This window comes from Vibrio nereis NBRC 15637, assembly GCF_001591105.1.
In the GTDB taxonomy this organism is placed as follows: Bacteria; Pseudomonadota; Gammaproteobacteria; order Enterobacterales; family Vibrionaceae; genus Vibrio; species Vibrio nereis.
The window spans coordinates 108496-123935 of the sequence record NZ_BCUD01000001.1; the positions used below are offsets into that span (position 1 = coordinate 108496).

The 15440-nt window shown below is 44.6% G+C and carries 11 protein-coding genes; 9 read left to right on the forward strand and 2 right to left on the reverse strand.

Translation table 11 applies throughout. The features are described 5' to 3' along the window. The first annotated feature begins 10 nt into the window (after window positions 1–10). Window positions 11–2095 carry a TonB-dependent hemoglobin/transferrin/lactoferrin family receptor gene (locus VNE01S_RS00530; protein ID WP_053396436.1) on the forward strand — a complete coding sequence of 695 codons (2085 nt, stop codon included), beginning with the start codon at window positions 11–13 and terminating at the stop codon, window positions 2093–2095. A gap of 45 nt (window positions 2096–2140) precedes the next feature. Here the strand turns inward: VNE01S_RS00530 and VNE01S_RS00535 are convergent, their stop codons facing one another. Next, the gene (locus VNE01S_RS00535) at window positions 2141–3481 is read right to left on the reverse strand and encodes a sigma-54-dependent transcriptional regulator (protein ID WP_053396435.1); all 1341 of its coding nucleotides are present in this window, start codon (window positions 3479–3481) and stop codon (window positions 2141–2143) included. Further along, window positions 3481–5289: a sensor histidine kinase gene (locus VNE01S_RS00540; RefSeq protein WP_053396434.1), complete on the reverse strand. Its 1809-nt coding sequence runs from the start codon at window positions 5287–5289 to the stop codon at window positions 3481–3483. The genes VNE01S_RS00535 and VNE01S_RS00540 overlap by 1 nt, the downstream gene beginning before the upstream one ends. A 499-nt stretch (window positions 5290–5788) precedes the next feature. Between VNE01S_RS00540 and tig the strand changes: the two genes are divergently transcribed. The 8 genes from tig to cmk all read left to right on the forward strand — a co-directional run bounded on the left by tig (window position 5789) and on the right by cmk (window position 15424). After that, the gene (tig, locus tag VNE01S_RS00545; protein ID WP_053396433.1) at window positions 5789–7093 is read left to right on the forward strand and encodes a trigger factor; all 1305 of its coding nucleotides are present in this window, start codon (window positions 5789–5791) and stop codon (window positions 7091–7093) included. Between the two features lie 105 nt (window positions 7094–7198). Next, complete coding sequence (gene clpP, locus VNE01S_RS00550; protein WP_053396432.1) at window positions 7199–7822, forward strand: ATP-dependent Clp endopeptidase proteolytic subunit ClpP; 624 nt, start codon at window positions 7199–7201, stop codon at window positions 7820–7822. Window positions 7823–7906: 84 nt separating this feature from the next. Beyond that, window positions 7907–9190, forward strand: a complete 1284-nt coding sequence (gene clpX, locus VNE01S_RS00555; RefSeq protein ID WP_053396431.1) for an ATP-dependent protease ATP-binding subunit ClpX — start codon at window positions 7907–7909, stop codon at window positions 9188–9190. 129 nt (window positions 9191–9319) lie between these two features. Next, the gene (lon, locus tag VNE01S_RS00560) at window positions 9320–11671 is read left to right on the forward strand and encodes an endopeptidase La (RefSeq protein ID WP_053396430.1); all 2352 of its coding nucleotides are present in this window, start codon (window positions 9320–9322) and stop codon (window positions 11669–11671) included. Between the two features lie 193 nt (window positions 11672–11864). Continuing rightward, window positions 11865–12137: a non-specific DNA-binding protein Hbs gene (gene hbs, locus VNE01S_RS00565; protein ID WP_053396429.1), complete on the forward strand. Its 273-nt coding sequence runs from the start codon at window positions 11865–11867 to the stop codon at window positions 12135–12137. A 172-nt stretch (window positions 12138–12309) separates the two neighbouring features. After that, on the forward strand, window positions 12310–14169 hold the full coding sequence (gene ppiD, locus VNE01S_RS00570) for a peptidylprolyl isomerase (protein WP_053396500.1): 1860 nt from the start codon (window positions 12310–12312) through the stop codon (window positions 14167–14169). A 194-nt stretch (window positions 14170–14363) separates the two neighbouring features. Beyond that, complete coding sequence (locus tag VNE01S_RS00575) at window positions 14364–14606, forward strand: ComEA family DNA-binding protein (protein ID WP_245649862.1); 243 nt, start codon at window positions 14364–14366, stop codon at window positions 14604–14606. A 137-nt stretch (window positions 14607–14743) separates the two neighbouring features. Next, a complete protein-coding gene (gene cmk, locus VNE01S_RS00580) occupies window positions 14744–15424 on the forward strand; it encodes a (d)CMP kinase (RefSeq protein WP_053396427.1) in 681 nt (226 codons plus the stop codon). Window positions 15425–15440 lie beyond the last annotated feature (16 nt).

Below are 15440 nucleotides of genomic sequence, written 5' to 3' on the forward strand. Positions count from 1 at the left end.
GGAATAAATAATGATTAAGCAAACTCAGTTAGCCCTCGTTATTGGCGGTCTGCTCTCCGCGCCTGCCATCGCAGAAGAAAGTGTGTCATTAGATGAAGTCGTGGTCTCTGCGACGCGTACCAATAGCCAACTCTTAGATACCGCAGCGTCAGTGACCGTCATTAGTGATGAAAACATCGAACAAGACATGATTACGGGCTTGGACGACCTATTCAAATATACCCCGGGCGTCACCGTCGAAACCAATGCTCGCCAAGGTGTGCAAAGTATTAATATACGCGGCATTGAAGGCAACCGGATCAAAGCGCTGGTGGATGGCGTTGCTCAGGGTAACCAATTTGACTCTGGCAGTAATTTTGTTAATTCAGCTCGGGTAGAAATTGATACCGATTTGGTCAAATCGGTTGAGATTGTGAAAGGTGCCGCGTCGTCGTTACACGGCTCAGATGCGATTGGCGGTATTGTGGCGTTTGAGACAAAAGATCCCGCTGACTTTTTACGCGGAAAAGAGTTCGGTGGTTATGCCAAATTCAATTTCTCATCTGAAGACGACACGTTTAGTGAATCCATCGCTTTAGCCAATAAATCCGGAGAGTTAGAGTCTTTGGTGGCTTATACCAGACGAGACGGGAAAGAGCTTGATAACTTTGGTGATCGCCAAGAGATGGATGCGATTGCTAACAATCTGTTGGTTAAGTTGCAATATCAACTCAACGGAGCCCACCGACTTGAGTTGAATGGTCATTACACTCATAACGAGGACAACGGCGATCAAGCATACAACGGGTACACCAATGCCTCGAGCGAAGACACAACAGAGCAGTTCCAAGGCGGCATTAAGCACATCTGGCAGGGGCAAAGTGCGGTGGCCGATTCTATTGCGTGGCAGCTTGATTGGCTGAGCAAAGAAGAAAACGGGGTAACGCATCGAATTGGAGAATCAGACCTCAATCATCAGCGTAAAGACTACCTCTATAAAGATGAAGGCTACCAATTCGATATCCAGTTTGATAAGTACTTAGCGTTAGGTCGTACTGAACACTATATCGTTTATGGGGCGTCTTACCTTGATAAAGACATTGAAAACGTAAACAAAGAATACAATAGCATCGGTGGTGATAAGGACGTCTTTTACATTCCTTCCGCAACTGAACGCCGTTACGGTTTGTTCCTGCAAGATGAAATTACCGCGGGCAATTTCATCATTACGCCTGGGGTACGCTATGACTCGTTCGAGACAGATCCGGGAGACACCAGTGATAACCCAAGTGGTAACGCTGATAACGAGTATAAGAAATTCTCTGACTCCGCATTAACGGCTCGATTAGGTACTATCTACAAGCTGAATGAACAGCATCGATTATTTGCCCAGGTTAGCCAAGGCTTCCGTGCGCCGGATTTCCAAGAACTCTTCTATTCATACGGTAGCCCAAGAATGAGCTATTACAGTAAGCCGAACGCAAATCTGAAAGCAGAGGAGAGTACGTCTTACGAATTTGGCTGGCGTCATAATAATCAAATATCGAACAGTGAAGTTGCAGTCTTTTACAGCGATTACAAAAACTTCATTGAGCGGACGACAACGGGTCAATTTATGAATCCGGCTAACCCTGCAATTGTGCAGTATGAAAATATTGCGAAAGCGACGATTAAAGGGATCGAATTATCAAACCAACTCTCGTGGGATAGCTTTATGCCTGTCAGTGGCTTTAGTTCAAGGTTAGCAGCGGCGTATACCGAAGGTGAGGATGGCAATAATAACCCGCTAAACAGCGTCAACCCATGGAATGTGATGGCAGGAATTAACTATGATTCCGATCATAATTGGGGGACATCGTTGAACCTCAACTACACCGCGGCCAAACGTCGAAGTGATATCAATGGCGATGACATTTTGCCGCTTAGCAGTGCGATGGTTGTTGATATGACGGCGTATTATAAGCCGCTCAAAGATCTCACGTTGCGAGCGGGTTTGTTTAACGTTGCAGATGAAGAGTATTACGACTGGAATGACGTTAAAGACAGCACACTTGAGGACAAAGATCTCACCCAAGCGCGTCGTAACTGGTCGGTGACGGTTAAGTACGAATTTTAATTGTTCATCTTTGCTGGGCTATACGGTATAGCCCAGCATGCCAAATTAGTCCCCTTTGTAATCGCTTTTATCCAAACCGTATTTCTGCATTTTGTCATACAGTGTCTTTCTTGCGACTTGAAGAATGTCCAACGCTTCGTTGATGCGCCCATTACAGCTGGAAAGCGCTTGCTCGATGATGGTCTTTTCGAACTCTGCCACCTGTACGGCAAGTGGTGTCGAAATTTGCGAGGGCGACTCTGGGTTTAAATGCCCAAGATTGCCAAGTAGTACGAATCGCTCTGCACTGTTTCTTAATTCACGCACATTACCTGGCCAATCGTGGCTCATTAACGTTTGCAAATCTGCCTCGGGCAGTACATTGGCCGCTTTGCCATAACGTGAAGCCGCAACTAACAGAAAATGATGGAATAGGGCTGGAATGTCTTCTTTTCGTTGCCGAAGCGGCGGCAAATCTAGGGTTACGACGTTTAAGCGGTAATAGAGGTCTTCACGAAATGTGCCTTCCTGCGCGGCTTTTTTTAGGTCAGATTTGGTGGCGGCAATCACACGAATATCGACAGGGATCAACTCGTTCGAACCGACGCGTTCAATCACTCGTTCTTGCAGTACCCGCAGCAGCCGAATTTGAGCTTGCATCGGCATTGACTCAATCTCATCTAAAAACAGTGTGCCGCCTTGTGCATGTTCAAACTTACCAATACGTTTGGCGTCTGCGCCCGTGAACGCGCCTTTCTCGTGCCCATAGAGCTCGCTCTCAATCAGATTCTCCGGCACCGCGCCGCAGTTGATCGCAACGAAATTGGCGTCTCGGCGTGAGCTTTGTTCATGGATGGAACGAGCAAATAGCTCTTTACCTGTTCCGGTTTCACCAAACAGTAGAATGTCCGCATTGGTATCGGCGATATGTAATATGGTATCGCGCAACACGCCAATGGCGGGTGTGTCACCAATAATTCTTGGGCCAAGGGTTTGGCTTGCTTTCAGGCTGCGCTTAAGCTCTTGGTTTTCTAACGTTAGCTCGCGTTTTTCCAACGCACGTTTGGTGGTGTCGATCAGGCGATCAATCGCGAACGGTTTTTCGATAAAGTCGTAGGCACCATTTTGTAGCGCGTTAACCGCCATCGAAATGTCACCATGGCCCGTAATTAAGATAACCGGCACATCGCTGTCTTGGTTTATAACAGTCGAAAGCAGGTTTTCGCCCGATAAACCGGGCAAGCAAATATCCGTTATTACGACTTTAGGCAAGCCTTGTTGTTTTATCGCCAGCATTGCATCCTCCGCGCTGGCAAAAAATTGCGCGGAAATCTCCTCCAGCTCAAAGCTTTGTTCTATGGCTAGGCGAATGTCACTTTCATCGTCGATAAAAAATACGTCGTCCATCAACTGTCCTTAGCTGTTTTGGTTTGATTGGCGTTCACTAATGGCAGGGTAATGGTAAACCTTGCTCCGCCTAAAGGGGACTCTCCAACAGAAAGTGTCCCTTTCATGGTTTCAATAATTTGTTGGGAAATAGACAGACCAAGACCAAGGCCATTTTTCTTGGTAGTGAAAAATGGTTCGAATAAATGCTGAGCTTGTGTTTCGGTAATCCCTGGGCCGTTATCGTCTATGTGAATAGCTATTCCGCTATCTTGCTGTTGAATCGTTAGCTGAACAAGCCGCTCAGACATATCTTCAACCGCCTGAGCTGCGTTGGTAATAAGGTTAATTAACACCTGTTCAACCTGAATGGCATTCACTTCTACTAAGCCAAGCGTAGGCTCGACATCAGCAATAAACTCAACGCGATTGGCTTTGATTTGCGGTGCCAGCAATTCCCGCGCTGAAATAATAATAGGCGCGAGATCCTGAACGCTCACGTCGCGGCTGTCTGACTTGCGCGTAAATGATTTTAGCTGGCTGCTGATTTTTGCCATTCGGTCGGTGAGGTTTGAAATCCTGCTTAGGTTGTCATCGACACGGTCATATTTTTGTTTACTTAAAAAACGTCGGCCATTGTCGGCAAAGCTGCGTATCGCCGCTAATGGATTGTTCAGTTCATGGCTGATGCTGGCGGACATTTGCCCTAAAACCGCCAGTTTTGCCGCTTGGATCAGCTCATCTTGCGTGTGTCTCAGCGTTTGTTCGGTTCGGGTTCGCTCTAAAATTTCAGCTTGCAGCTCAGACGTGCGCTCCAGTACAAGAAACTCCAGCTTTTGCTTTGATTCTGACTGCAATTGTTCAAATTGACGCTTTTTCAATTGTCTCTGATAAGACAGTTGTAAGGTCAAAAATGCAACAACAAAGACAAGGGTCATCACCATCGCGAAGCTTAGCGTGTGCCAGAACAAGGTCATTTTCTCGGTCAGCACTCGAATGGTTAAATCGATACTAGGAAACTGACGGCTTGAAATAATGTAGTCCCCCTTGATCCAACCAATATCAGGGTTTCGAAGTACCGTTGCCGGTTCGTTGAGGGATCCAAATAGTCCTAACGAGAGGATGTCGGTATCAAGATACTGACGGCTCGCACTTATTTTTAAACGTTCTTCTTCGCTGAGTGGTGTCAGGCTTTTGAACAACCAGTTAGGGTTACTCGACATAAAGATAACGTTGTGGCTGTCTGTGGCAACGAAGGTATTGGTACGACTTTTCCAGTTTCCTTCAATGGCTGTTAGATCCATTTTAACCACAATCACGCCAACAATATCGGCGGCATAAACGACCGGGTACGAATAATAGTAACCACGCTGGCCGGACGTTGAGCCTAAAGCAAAATACTGGCTTGCATTTCCTTTAATGGCGTTAGAAAAGTACGGGCGCCAAGCGAAGTTAATTCCGACAAATGAACGGTCTAAATCCCAGTTGCTGGCTGCTATCGTGTTCCCCCACTGATCTAAAAGATAGGTATCAGCGGCTTGAATTATCTCGTTTACGTTCTTTAAGTAGCGGTTTGTCAGGTCGATTTGCGCTGGGTTTGTCGGTTGTTTCAGTGCTGAAATCAGCTCATTATCTTTTGCCAGTAGTTGAGGTAAGTGCGCGTATTTATCTAGCTTTGACGATATGTTGCTCGCAAAACGATCCAGTTGAGCCTGATGTTCCTCCAGAAGAGACTGGTGGTGATAGTCCCAAATAGATTGAGAACCAACAAGCAAACACATTAGATAGAATAAGAACAAATACAGATTTGCCCGGCGAAATGGCGACATAACCTTCCCTGGTAAGGCACAACAACAGGTATATAGAGTAATGGGTTTTGTTAAGAGAGTGTTTATCTCTGTAATAAAAATGAGGAATAAAACCGGACTTAGATCTAGTTTTATTCTTTAAATTGAAAAAAATTCTAGTTTCTCTTGAAAAAGCCTTTAATGTCCCCATTTCTGAAACTGCTAATGACAATATTGCTGATTTTTTTAGCAGTTAAATGGGTTTTTAGGGTAATGCCCTTGGTATTCTTGGGATCGGCTCGACAGCTATCGACTAGGTCGGTAGAATGCTGCGTCTAAATTTTTATCCTGAGGCTAATCAGAGATACCTTTAGCGAATTGAGTTCGAGAAGATATCGCTCATTAGTCCGATAACTGATTCATTCGGTTATCGATACTCGATATACAAAGAGTACTCACAGAGTACAAACAAGGATGGGTCCTTATTGCTTAAGGGCACATAAGCTCAGCCAAACTGAGCCAGTTTTGAGGTTAAAGAATAATGCAAGTTACTGTTGAAACTCTAGAGGGCCTAGAGCGCCGTCTTAACATTACTGTTCCAGCTGCAAACATCGAAGACGCTGTAACAGCTGAACTACGCAACATCGCTAAAAACCGTCGTTTTGATGGTTTCCGTAAAGGCAAAGTGCCTCTAAAAATGGTTGCGAAGATGTACGGCAAAGCAGTACGTCAAGATGTGATGGGCGAAGTAATGCAACGTCACTTCATCGAAGCGATCGTTAAAGAGAAAATCAACCCAGCAGGCGCACCAACTTTTGCTCCAGTTGAAAATAAAGAAGGTGAAGACCTAGTATTTAACGCAACTTTTGAAGTTTACCCAGAAGTTGAGCTAAAAGGCCTAGAGAACATCACTGTTGAAAAACCAACAACTGAAGTTCAAGACGCTGACGTTGAAGAGATGATCGAAACTCTACGCAAGCAACAAGCTGGTTGGGTTGAAGTAGAAGAAGCGGCTGAAGAAGGCAAGCGTGCTACTATCGATTTCGTTGGTTCTATCGACGGTGAGGAGTTCGAAGGCGGCAAAGCTGAGAACTTCCCACTAGAAATGGGCGCAGGTCGCATGATCCCTGGTTTTGAAGACGGTATCGCAGGCAAGACTGCTGGTATGGAATTCGAAATCGACGTGACTTTCCCAGAAGATTACCACGCTGAAAACCTAAAAGGTAAAGCGGCGAAATTCGCGATCAAAGTAAACAAAGTTGAAGCGCGTGAGCTTCCTGAACTAAACGACGAGTTCGTTTCTAAGTTTGGTGTTGCAGAAGGCGGCGTTGACGCACTTAAAGCTGAAGTTCGTAAGAACATGGAACGTGAGCTTAAGCAAGCAATCAAGAACCGCATCAAAGAGCAAGCTCTTGACGGCCTTGTTAAAGAGAACGACATCGACGTTCCTGCGGCACTTATCGATCAAGAAATCGGTACTCTACGTCAACAAGCTGCTCAGCGTTTTGGTGGTAACCCAGAAGCTGCTGCTCAACTTCCACGTGAACTGTTCGAAGAACAAGCTAAGCGTCGCGTAGTTGTTGGTCTTCTACTTGGTGAAGTAATCAAGTCTGAAGAGCTAAAAGCTGATGACGAGAAAGTGAAAGCGATTATCGAAGAAATGGCGACAGCATACGAAGATCCATCTGAAGTTATTGCTTACTACGAGCAAAACCAACAGATGATGGACAACATGCGTAACGTTGCTCTAGAAGAGCAAGCTATCGACGCTATCATCGCTAAAGCACAGGTTTCTGAAAAAGAAGTTAGCTTCAACGAGCTAATGAACCAGCAACCAGCTGCTTAATCAGCAAGTTCTCGCGTAGAAGGTTGACTTAGCGTTAACTATTCTGCTAACAATGGTCCGCATGATAATAATCATCCGGGCCATTTATTTTAGGGACATAAGAATATGAGCTACCAAGAAAAAAATGCAATGTCGCCAATTATGAACGCACTCGTACCAATGGTGGTTGAACAAACTTCCCGTGGTGAACGTTCTTACGATATTTACTCGCGTCTGCTAAAAGAGCGAATCATTTTCTTGACTGGTCAAGTCGAAGACAACATGGCGAACCTAGTGGTTGCCCAACTTCTTTTCCTTGAGTCAGAGAACCCAGATAAAGATATTTTCCTATATATCAACTCGCCGGGTGGCAGTGTGACTGCGGGTATGTCTATCTACGACACTATGCAGTTCATCAAACCGAACGTAAGTACCTTATGTACTGGTCAAGCTTGTTCAATGGGTGCTTTCCTATTAGCGGGTGGTGCACCAGGCAAGCGTTACGTCCTTCCTAACTCTCGCGTCATGATTCACCAACCACTAGGTGGCTTCCAAGGCCAAGCATCTGATATTCAGATCCACGCACAAGAGATCTTGTCTATTAAGAGCAAGCTGAACACGTTGCTTGCAGAGCACACTGGTCAACCTATGGAAGTGATTGAACGAGACACGGATCGCGATAATTTCATGTCTGCAGAGCAAGCAGTTGAATACGGTCTGGTTGATGCGGTATTAAGCCATCGCAGCTAGGAATTGATAGTAATTGTTTAGCGCAATTCGGCTTAAATTGATATACACTCAAATCATAAAGAGTAAAGGCTAAGAGGTTAGCGAATGACAGACAAAAGCAAAGAGAGTGGTAGTGGTAAGCTTCTTTACTGCTCTTTCTGCGGTAAAAGCCAGCACGAAGTTCGCAAGCTAATCGCCGGTCCATCCGTCTATATTTGTGATGAATGTGTCGACTTATGTAATGACATTATTCGTGAAGAAATCAAAGATGTTCTTCCTAAGAAACAATCTGAGGCACTACCAACGCCAAGAGAGATTCGTGAACATCTAGATGAATACGTGATTGGTCAAGATTACGCTAAGAAAGTGCTAGCGGTAGCCGTTTACAACCACTACAAGCGTTTACGTAACGGAGATACGACAAGTGAAGGTGTTGAGCTTGGTAAAAGTAACATCCTTCTGATCGGTCCTACGGGTAGTGGTAAGACGCTATTGGCCGAAACACTGGCTCGTCTCCTAGATGTACCTTTCACAATGGCAGATGCAACAACACTTACCGAAGCGGGTTACGTTGGTGAAGACGTTGAAAACATCATCCAGAAGCTTCTGCAAAAATGTGACTACGATGTAGCAAAAGCAGAGCGTGGCATTGTGTACATTGATGAGATCGACAAGATTTCACGTAAGGCTGAGAACCCATCTATTACGCGTGACGTATCGGGTGAAGGTGTTCAGCAAGCGTTACTAAAACTTATCGAAGGCACAGTTGCTTCTGTTCCACCACAAGGTGGTCGTAAGCACCCTCAGCAAGAGTTCCTACAAGTAGATACATCGAAGATTCTATTTATCTGTGGTGGTGCGTTTGCAGGCCTTGATAAAGTGATTGACCAACGTGTCGCGACGGGTACTGGTATTGGCTTTGGCGCAGAAGTTCGCTCTAAAGACGAAAGTAAGACGGTGGGTGAGCTATTCACTCAAGTTGAACCAGAAGATTTAGTGAAATACGGTCTTATCCCCGAGTTTATCGGTCGTCTGCCAGTAACAACAACACTGACAGAGCTGGATGAAGATGCACTAATCCAAATTTTGTGTGAGCCTAAGAATGCACTTACTAAGCAGTATGCGGCATTGTTTGAACTCGAAAATGCAGAATTGGAATTCCGCGAAGATGCACTGCGAGCTATTGCGAAAAAAGCAATGGAACGTAAAACAGGTGCACGTGGTTTGCGTTCTATCTTAGAAGGCATTTTGCTTGAAACCATGTATGAATTGCCATCAATGGATGACGTCAGCAAAGTAGTTATCGACGAGTCAGTAATTAAAGGTGAATCAGATCCACTTCTGATTTACAGCAACTCTGATAACCAAGCTGCAGGTGCAGAATCTTAATCAGATTCACATAAATTACTAAATCAAAGAAGGAGGCTATCAAATGCCTCCTTTTTTTTATTCTTTCATTGAATCCAACCAATTAGCCCCCATATACTGCTCATAAGACTAAGCGGAAGAGAGAAGAATATGAACTTGGAACGTTCCGAACGTATCGAGATCCCCGTACTGCCTCTAAGAGATGTAGTCGTTTACCCGCACATGGTAATCCCTTTGTTTGTTGGTCGAGAAAAATCGATCGCTTGCCTAGAGGCAGCAATGGATAACAACAAGCAAGTGCTGCTAGTAGCTCAAAAAGAAGCAGAAACAGATGAGCCAACAAAAAACGACCTTTTTGAGGTAGGTACTGTCGCGACCATTCTACAGTTACTTAAACTGCCAGATGGTACAGTGAAAGTATTGGTTGAAGGTCAGCAGCGCGCTCAGATTCATCAATTGACGGATGACGAATTCTTTGTTGCAGATGCAGAGTATTTAGTAACAGAACAGATTGATGAACGCGAAGAAGAAGTGATTGTGCGCAGTGCGATCAATCAATTCGAAGGTTTCATCAAGCTCAATAAGAAAATCCCACCGGAAGTTCTAACTTCTCTTAATGGCATCGAAGGTGCAGCTCGTCTTGCCGATACAATTGCTGCGCACATGCCTTTGAAGCTTGTTGATAAGCAAACTGTGCTTGAAACATTAGATGTTGGAGAGCGTCTAGAGTTCCTAATGGGACAAATGGAATCAGAAATCGACTTGCTACAAGTTGAGAAGCGTATTCGCACTCGCGTTAAAAAGCAGATGGAAAAATCTCAGCGTGAGTACTATCTGAATGAGCAAATGAAAGCGATTCAGAAAGAGCTGGGCGAAACAGAAGATGGTGTCGATGAGTTTGAAGCTCTGAAGCAAAAAATTATCGACTCCAAAATGCCGAAAGAAGCGCGTGAAAAGACAGAACAAGAGCTACAAAAGCTTAAGATGATGTCGCCGATGTCAGCGGAAGCGACGGTTGTTCGTGGTTACATCGACTGGATGGTAGGTGTTCCGTGGAACAAACGCTCAAAAGTGAAGAAAGATCTTGCGAAGGCAGAAGACATTCTTAACGAAGACCATTATGGTCTAGAGCGTGTTAAAGAGCGCATTCTTGAGTATTTAGCGGTTCAAAACCGTATTAATAAGTTGAAAGGTCCGATCCTTTGCCTTGTTGGTCCTCCGGGCGTAGGTAAAACCTCGCTAGGTCGCTCAATTGCGGCAGCGACTGGCCGTAAATACACCCGCATGGCACTGGGTGGCGTGCGTGACGAAGCAGAAATCCGCGGTCACCGCCGTACTTACATTGGTTCTATGCCGGGTAAGCTAATCCAAAAAATGTCGAAAGTTGGTGTGAAGAACCCACTGTTCTTGCTTGATGAAATCGACAAGATGTCTTCAGACATGCGCGGTGATCCGTCATCTGCTTTGCTTGAAGTCCTAGACCCAGAACAAAATAGCTCGTTCAATGATCACTATCTAGAAGTGGATTACGATCTGTCAGACGTTATGTTTGTTGCTACGTCTAACTCAATGAACATTCCAGGACCTCTACTGGATCGTATGGAAGTGATTCGTCTTTCTGGTTATACAGAAGATGAGAAGCTGAATATCGCTAAGCGTCACCTTGTTGATAAACAAATTCAGCGCAATGGCCTAAAACCGGGTGAAATTGATATCGATGATTCTGCGATCATCGGTATTATTCGCTACTACACACGAGAAGCGGGTGTACGTAACCTTGAGCGTGAGATCTCGAAGGTTTGTCGCAAGGCGGTTAAAAATATTCTTCTGAATAAGAATATTAAAACGGTCAAAGTGACGATGGATAACTTGAAAGAGTTTTTAGGTGTTCAGCGTCATGACTACGGTAAAGCTGACGAAAGCAATCGCATTGGTCAAGTTACTGGTCTTGCTTGGACGGAAGTAGGCGGTGATTTGCTGACAATCGAAACCCAGTCAATGCCGGGTAAAGGTAAACTTACTCAAACGGGATCACTTGGCGATGTTATGCAAGAGTCGATTCAAGCTGCGATGACAGTGGTTCGTTCTCGTGCTGAAAAACTGGGTATTAACTCTGATTTTTATGAAAAACGTGATATTCACGTCCATGTACCTGAAGGTGCAACGCCAAAAGATGGCCCTAGTGCGGGTATTGCAATGTGCACGGCATTAGTGTCTAGCTTGACGGGCAACCCTGTTAAAGCAGAAGTTGCCATGACGGGTGAAATTACTCTACGAGGCGAAGTGCTTCCAATTGGTGGCTTGAAAGAGAAACTGCTTGCGGCACATCGTGGTGGAATTAAAACGGTGTTGATTCCTAAAGACAACGAACGTGACCTGGAAGAAATCCCTGATAACGTCATCGCAGACCTGAAAGTTATTCCAGTACAATGGATTGATGAAGTCCTGAAAGTTGCGTTGGAACAAGACCCTACAGGGGTAGACATTGCGCCTGTAAAATAGTGATGTGTAGCAAAAATAAGTAAAAGATTACGCTGATAACCTGAAAAAGGCTTGTCAGCGTTTTTTTTGAAGGCTAACGTTAGCCACTAAAGCTTCAGGCCTTGTTGTGTAAGGGATTGTCGCTAATTTGAAATGAAATGGAACGAAAAGCTACCGTGAATAATTACAACAGGTAGCGCAAAGGGGAATCACAGTGAATAAAACACAATTAGTAGAAAAAATTGCAGAAAACGCAGATTTATCTAAAGCATCAGCTGGTCGTGCTCTTGATGCATTTATCGACGCGGTAGGCGACACTCTACAGTCTGGCGATCAGGTTGCTCTAGTGGGTTTTGGTACGTTCAGTGTACGTACTCGCGCGGCGCGCACAGGCCGTAACCCTAAAACAGGTGAAGAGATCCAAATCGCAGAAGCGAAAGTTCCTTCATTCAAAGCTGGTAAAGCTCTGAAAGACGCTTGCAACTAATAGAATCGCACAATTTAGCGTTTTTAGAGAACCTTTTTAATTTATGCGCATCATACTGATGCGCATTTCTTTTTCTGATATTATCGCGCTATTCATTTTTGGTTTTAGTATTTAGCATTTTCAATCAGTGTATTAAGGCTGAGTTGTTATGCGAGCGGAGAGTAGTTTAAGTATGATGGATCGATTACGCGAAGGCGTTAACAGCATCGCGGTTAAAATTATCCTAGGACTTATCATCCTATCATTCGTATTTGCTGGTGTTGGTAGCTACATCGTTGGTGGTACTGGTAACACTGCAGCAAAAGTTGGCAATGTAGAAATTGGTCGTGGTGAGTTTGAGCAAGCGTATCAAAATGAACGCAATCGCATGCAAGCCCAGCTAGGTGATTATTTCTCAAACCTATTAGCAGACCCTAGCTATGTAGAAACTTTCCGCAAGTCTGTGTTGGATCGCATGGTTAATGACGTTTTGCTTGAGCAGCATGCAGAATCTTTAGGGTTACGCGTCAGCGACAGTCAAGTACGCAAGATGATTCTTGATATGCCTCAATTCCAGGTTGATGGAAAATTTGATCAAGATATCTATCAAACATCGCTGCGTCGTGCTGGTTTTAACCCTGAAAGCTTTGCTGAATATTTGCGCCGTGACCTCGTGCGTAATCAACTTCTCACTGCAATCCAAGCAAGTGATTTTTCACTTCCAGGGGAAGTGGAACTTCAGTCTAAATTGCTGACTCAAACTCGTGAAATCAAGAAAGTTACATTACCTCTTGCAGATTTCGCAGCTGATGTTGAGCTATCAGAAGATGACATCAACGCTTTCTATGAAGAAAATGCTGAACGTTATACGCGCCCTGAGCAAGTTAAAGTTGCGTACATTGAGCTTGCTGCTCAAAAACTAAAAGACAGCATCAACATTTCCGAACAAGAGGCGAAGCAGTATTACGAGGAGCACCTAGACAAATACTCTTCAGCAGAGCAGCGTAGTGTAAGCCATATCCTTGTAGAAGGTGATGACAAAGAAAAAGCACAAGCTATTCTTAATGAACTTAACGCAGGTGCAGATTTTGCTGCATTGGCCGAAGAGAAGTCAGATGACTTTGGTAGTGCGTCAGAAGGCGGCTCTCTAGGCTTCATTGAACGTGATGTCATGGACCCAGCTTTCGAAGAAGCCGCATTTTCACTACAGAGCGTTGGTGATATGACGGGTCTAGTTAAGTCAGGTTTTGGTTACCACATCATTAAGCTTGACGAGATCAAAGCGTCTGTTGCGAAGCCATACGCTGATATGGTTGCTTCTATCAAAGCAGAGTTAAGAAATCAGAAAGGGGTTGACCAGTTTTACGAGCTTCAAAGCGAGCTAGAGAAGATTGCATTCGAATACCCTGACTCGTTGGATGATGCAGCTCAAGCAATCGACGCAGAAATCACTACAACCGATTTTATTTCTCAAGTCGATGCTCCAAAGTTACTAAGTTCTCCAGCAGTCCTTCAAGCAATTCTTAGCCCTGAAGTTAAAGAAGACGGCTTGAACTCTGAAGTTATTGAGGTTGCACCTGAGCATGTAATCGTTGTGCGAGTGGAGGATATCCGTGAGGAGACCGTTCTTCCACTAACTGAAGTACGCGATGAAGTAACAGATACGTTAGCGAAAGTTAAAGGTGAGCAAGCGGCTATTGAATTGGCTGAAAAACTAATGGCTCAACTGCAGGAAGGGAAAGAAGCATTACTGGCGGAAAACAATCTGTCTTTTGGTGAGAGTGAAGTTATTGATCGTAGCTCGAGCCTAGCGAGTACAGTTTTCTCCATGCCTAAGCCTGCTGCTGGTAAGGCTGAATACGCGCAAGCTAAAGAATTGAACGGTGACATTGTGCTTGTTGAGCTGACCAAGGTAAATGAAGAAGTCGACTCTCAATTTAATAAACAGGTTGGCGAACAGCTAATGCAGATGAGTGCTCAACAAGAGCTTTCAGGTTTAATTAGCATTTTGCGTAAAACCATCGATATTGAGTACTTTACTGTGAGTCAATAGCATTTAATTATGTAATTGATATATCAAATATTACGGGCCGCATTTGTGGCCCGTTTTGTTTTTATTGGGATAACATTTTATTCGATAGGGAGGTCAGTATTCTGGCTCAATTGAGTCAATATTGAAGAAGGTAAACCTCCATGTTAAACAGATTATTGCTACTACTGACACTTACTTTTGCCGTTCCTTTTGCCATGGCGCAGAGTGATGTGACAAAAGAAGAGAAATACGCTGGAATTGAGATTACAGTAAATGTTAACCAAGCGTCGGCACAAGAACTTGCTGATCTGCTTTCTGGTGTGGGAATCAAGAAAGCTGAAGCTATTATTGAGTATCGTAAACAAAATGGTGACTTCAAAAATGCTGATGACTTAGTCAATGTAAAAGGCATTGGGTCAGCTACTCTAGAAAAAAACCGAGAGCGAATTGAGTTATAACTAAATACAAGAGCGCCTGGCGCTCTTTTTTGTATCTGCTACAAATCCTTCCTAGCACCAAGGTTCGATAACCTCTATAATTTCTCGCCGAATAAGATCAGCATGTGCGCTGAACAATAACTAAGGTGGAGTTAAACATGTCCTCTCATACGCCGGTCGTGACCGTTGATGGACCAAGTGGTGCGGGTAAAGGCACTCTGTGTATGCTTCTTTCAAAGAAGCTTGGTTTTCACTTGTTAGATTCGGGTGCTATTTATCGCGTTCTTGCACTAGCAGCAATTCACCATGGTGTGGATCTTGAGTCTGAAGATGCACTTGTCCCTCTAGCTACCCATTTAGACGTACAGTTTGTGGCGGAAGGAGACTTAGTCAAAGTCATCCTTGAAGGTGAAGACGTGTCACGAGAATTGCGCAAAGAAGAGACAGGCATGGCCGCATCAAAAGTGGCGGCACTTCCTCGTGTGCGAGAAGCTTTACTCCGCCGCCAGCGAGCATTTGCAGATGGCGTTGGACTAGTGGCTGATGGTCGCGATATGGGTACGGTTGTTTTTCCTCAAGCCGAAGCTAAAATATTCCTAGATGCGAGTGCAGAAGAGCGAGCTAATCGCCGCCTTAAACAGTTGCAACGCAAAGGGTTAGATGGTAAATTTGATGACCTTTTGTGCGAGATCCAAGAGCGAGACGACCGCGATCGTAACCGCCCAGTGGCACCATTACGCCCTGCAGAGGATGCTTTATTACTCGATTCGACCTCTATGAGTATCGACGAAGTGGTAGAAAAAGCACTACAATATATTGAATCTAAGCTAGTAGCCTAGGCTGCTAGGTCAGAGC

What these genes read in the sequence shown, in the direction of transcription:
- VNE01S_RS00530 (WP_053396436.1), top strand. Translation starts at nt 11, where the DNA reads ATGATTAAGCAAACTCAGTTAGCCCTCGTTATTGGCGGTCTGCTCTCC.
- VNE01S_RS00535 (WP_053396435.1), bottom strand. Translation starts at nt 3,481, where the DNA reads ATGGACGACGTATTTTTTATCGACGATGAAAGTGACATTCGCCTAGCC.
- VNE01S_RS00540 (WP_053396434.1), bottom strand. Translation starts at nt 5,289, where the DNA reads ATGTCGCCATTTCGCCGGGCAAATCTGTATTTGTTCTTATTCTATCTA.
- tig (WP_053396433.1), top strand. Translation starts at nt 5,789, where the DNA reads ATGCAAGTTACTGTTGAAACTCTAGAGGGCCTAGAGCGCCGTCTTAAC.
- clpP (WP_053396432.1), top strand. Translation starts at nt 7,199, where the DNA reads ATGAGCTACCAAGAAAAAAATGCAATGTCGCCAATTATGAACGCACTC.
- clpX (WP_053396431.1), top strand. Translation starts at nt 7,907, where the DNA reads ATGACAGACAAAAGCAAAGAGAGTGGTAGTGGTAAGCTTCTTTACTGC.
- lon (WP_053396430.1), top strand. Translation starts at nt 9,320, where the DNA reads ATGAACTTGGAACGTTCCGAACGTATCGAGATCCCCGTACTGCCTCTA.
- ppiD (WP_053396500.1), top strand. Translation starts at nt 12,310, where the DNA reads ATGATGGATCGATTACGCGAAGGCGTTAACAGCATCGCGGTTAAAATT.
- VNE01S_RS00575 (WP_245649862.1), top strand. Translation starts at nt 14,364, where the DNA reads ATGGCGCAGAGTGATGTGACAAAAGAAGAGAAATACGCTGGAATTGAG.
- cmk (WP_053396427.1), top strand. Translation starts at nt 14,744, where the DNA reads ATGTCCTCTCATACGCCGGTCGTGACCGTTGATGGACCAAGTGGTGCG.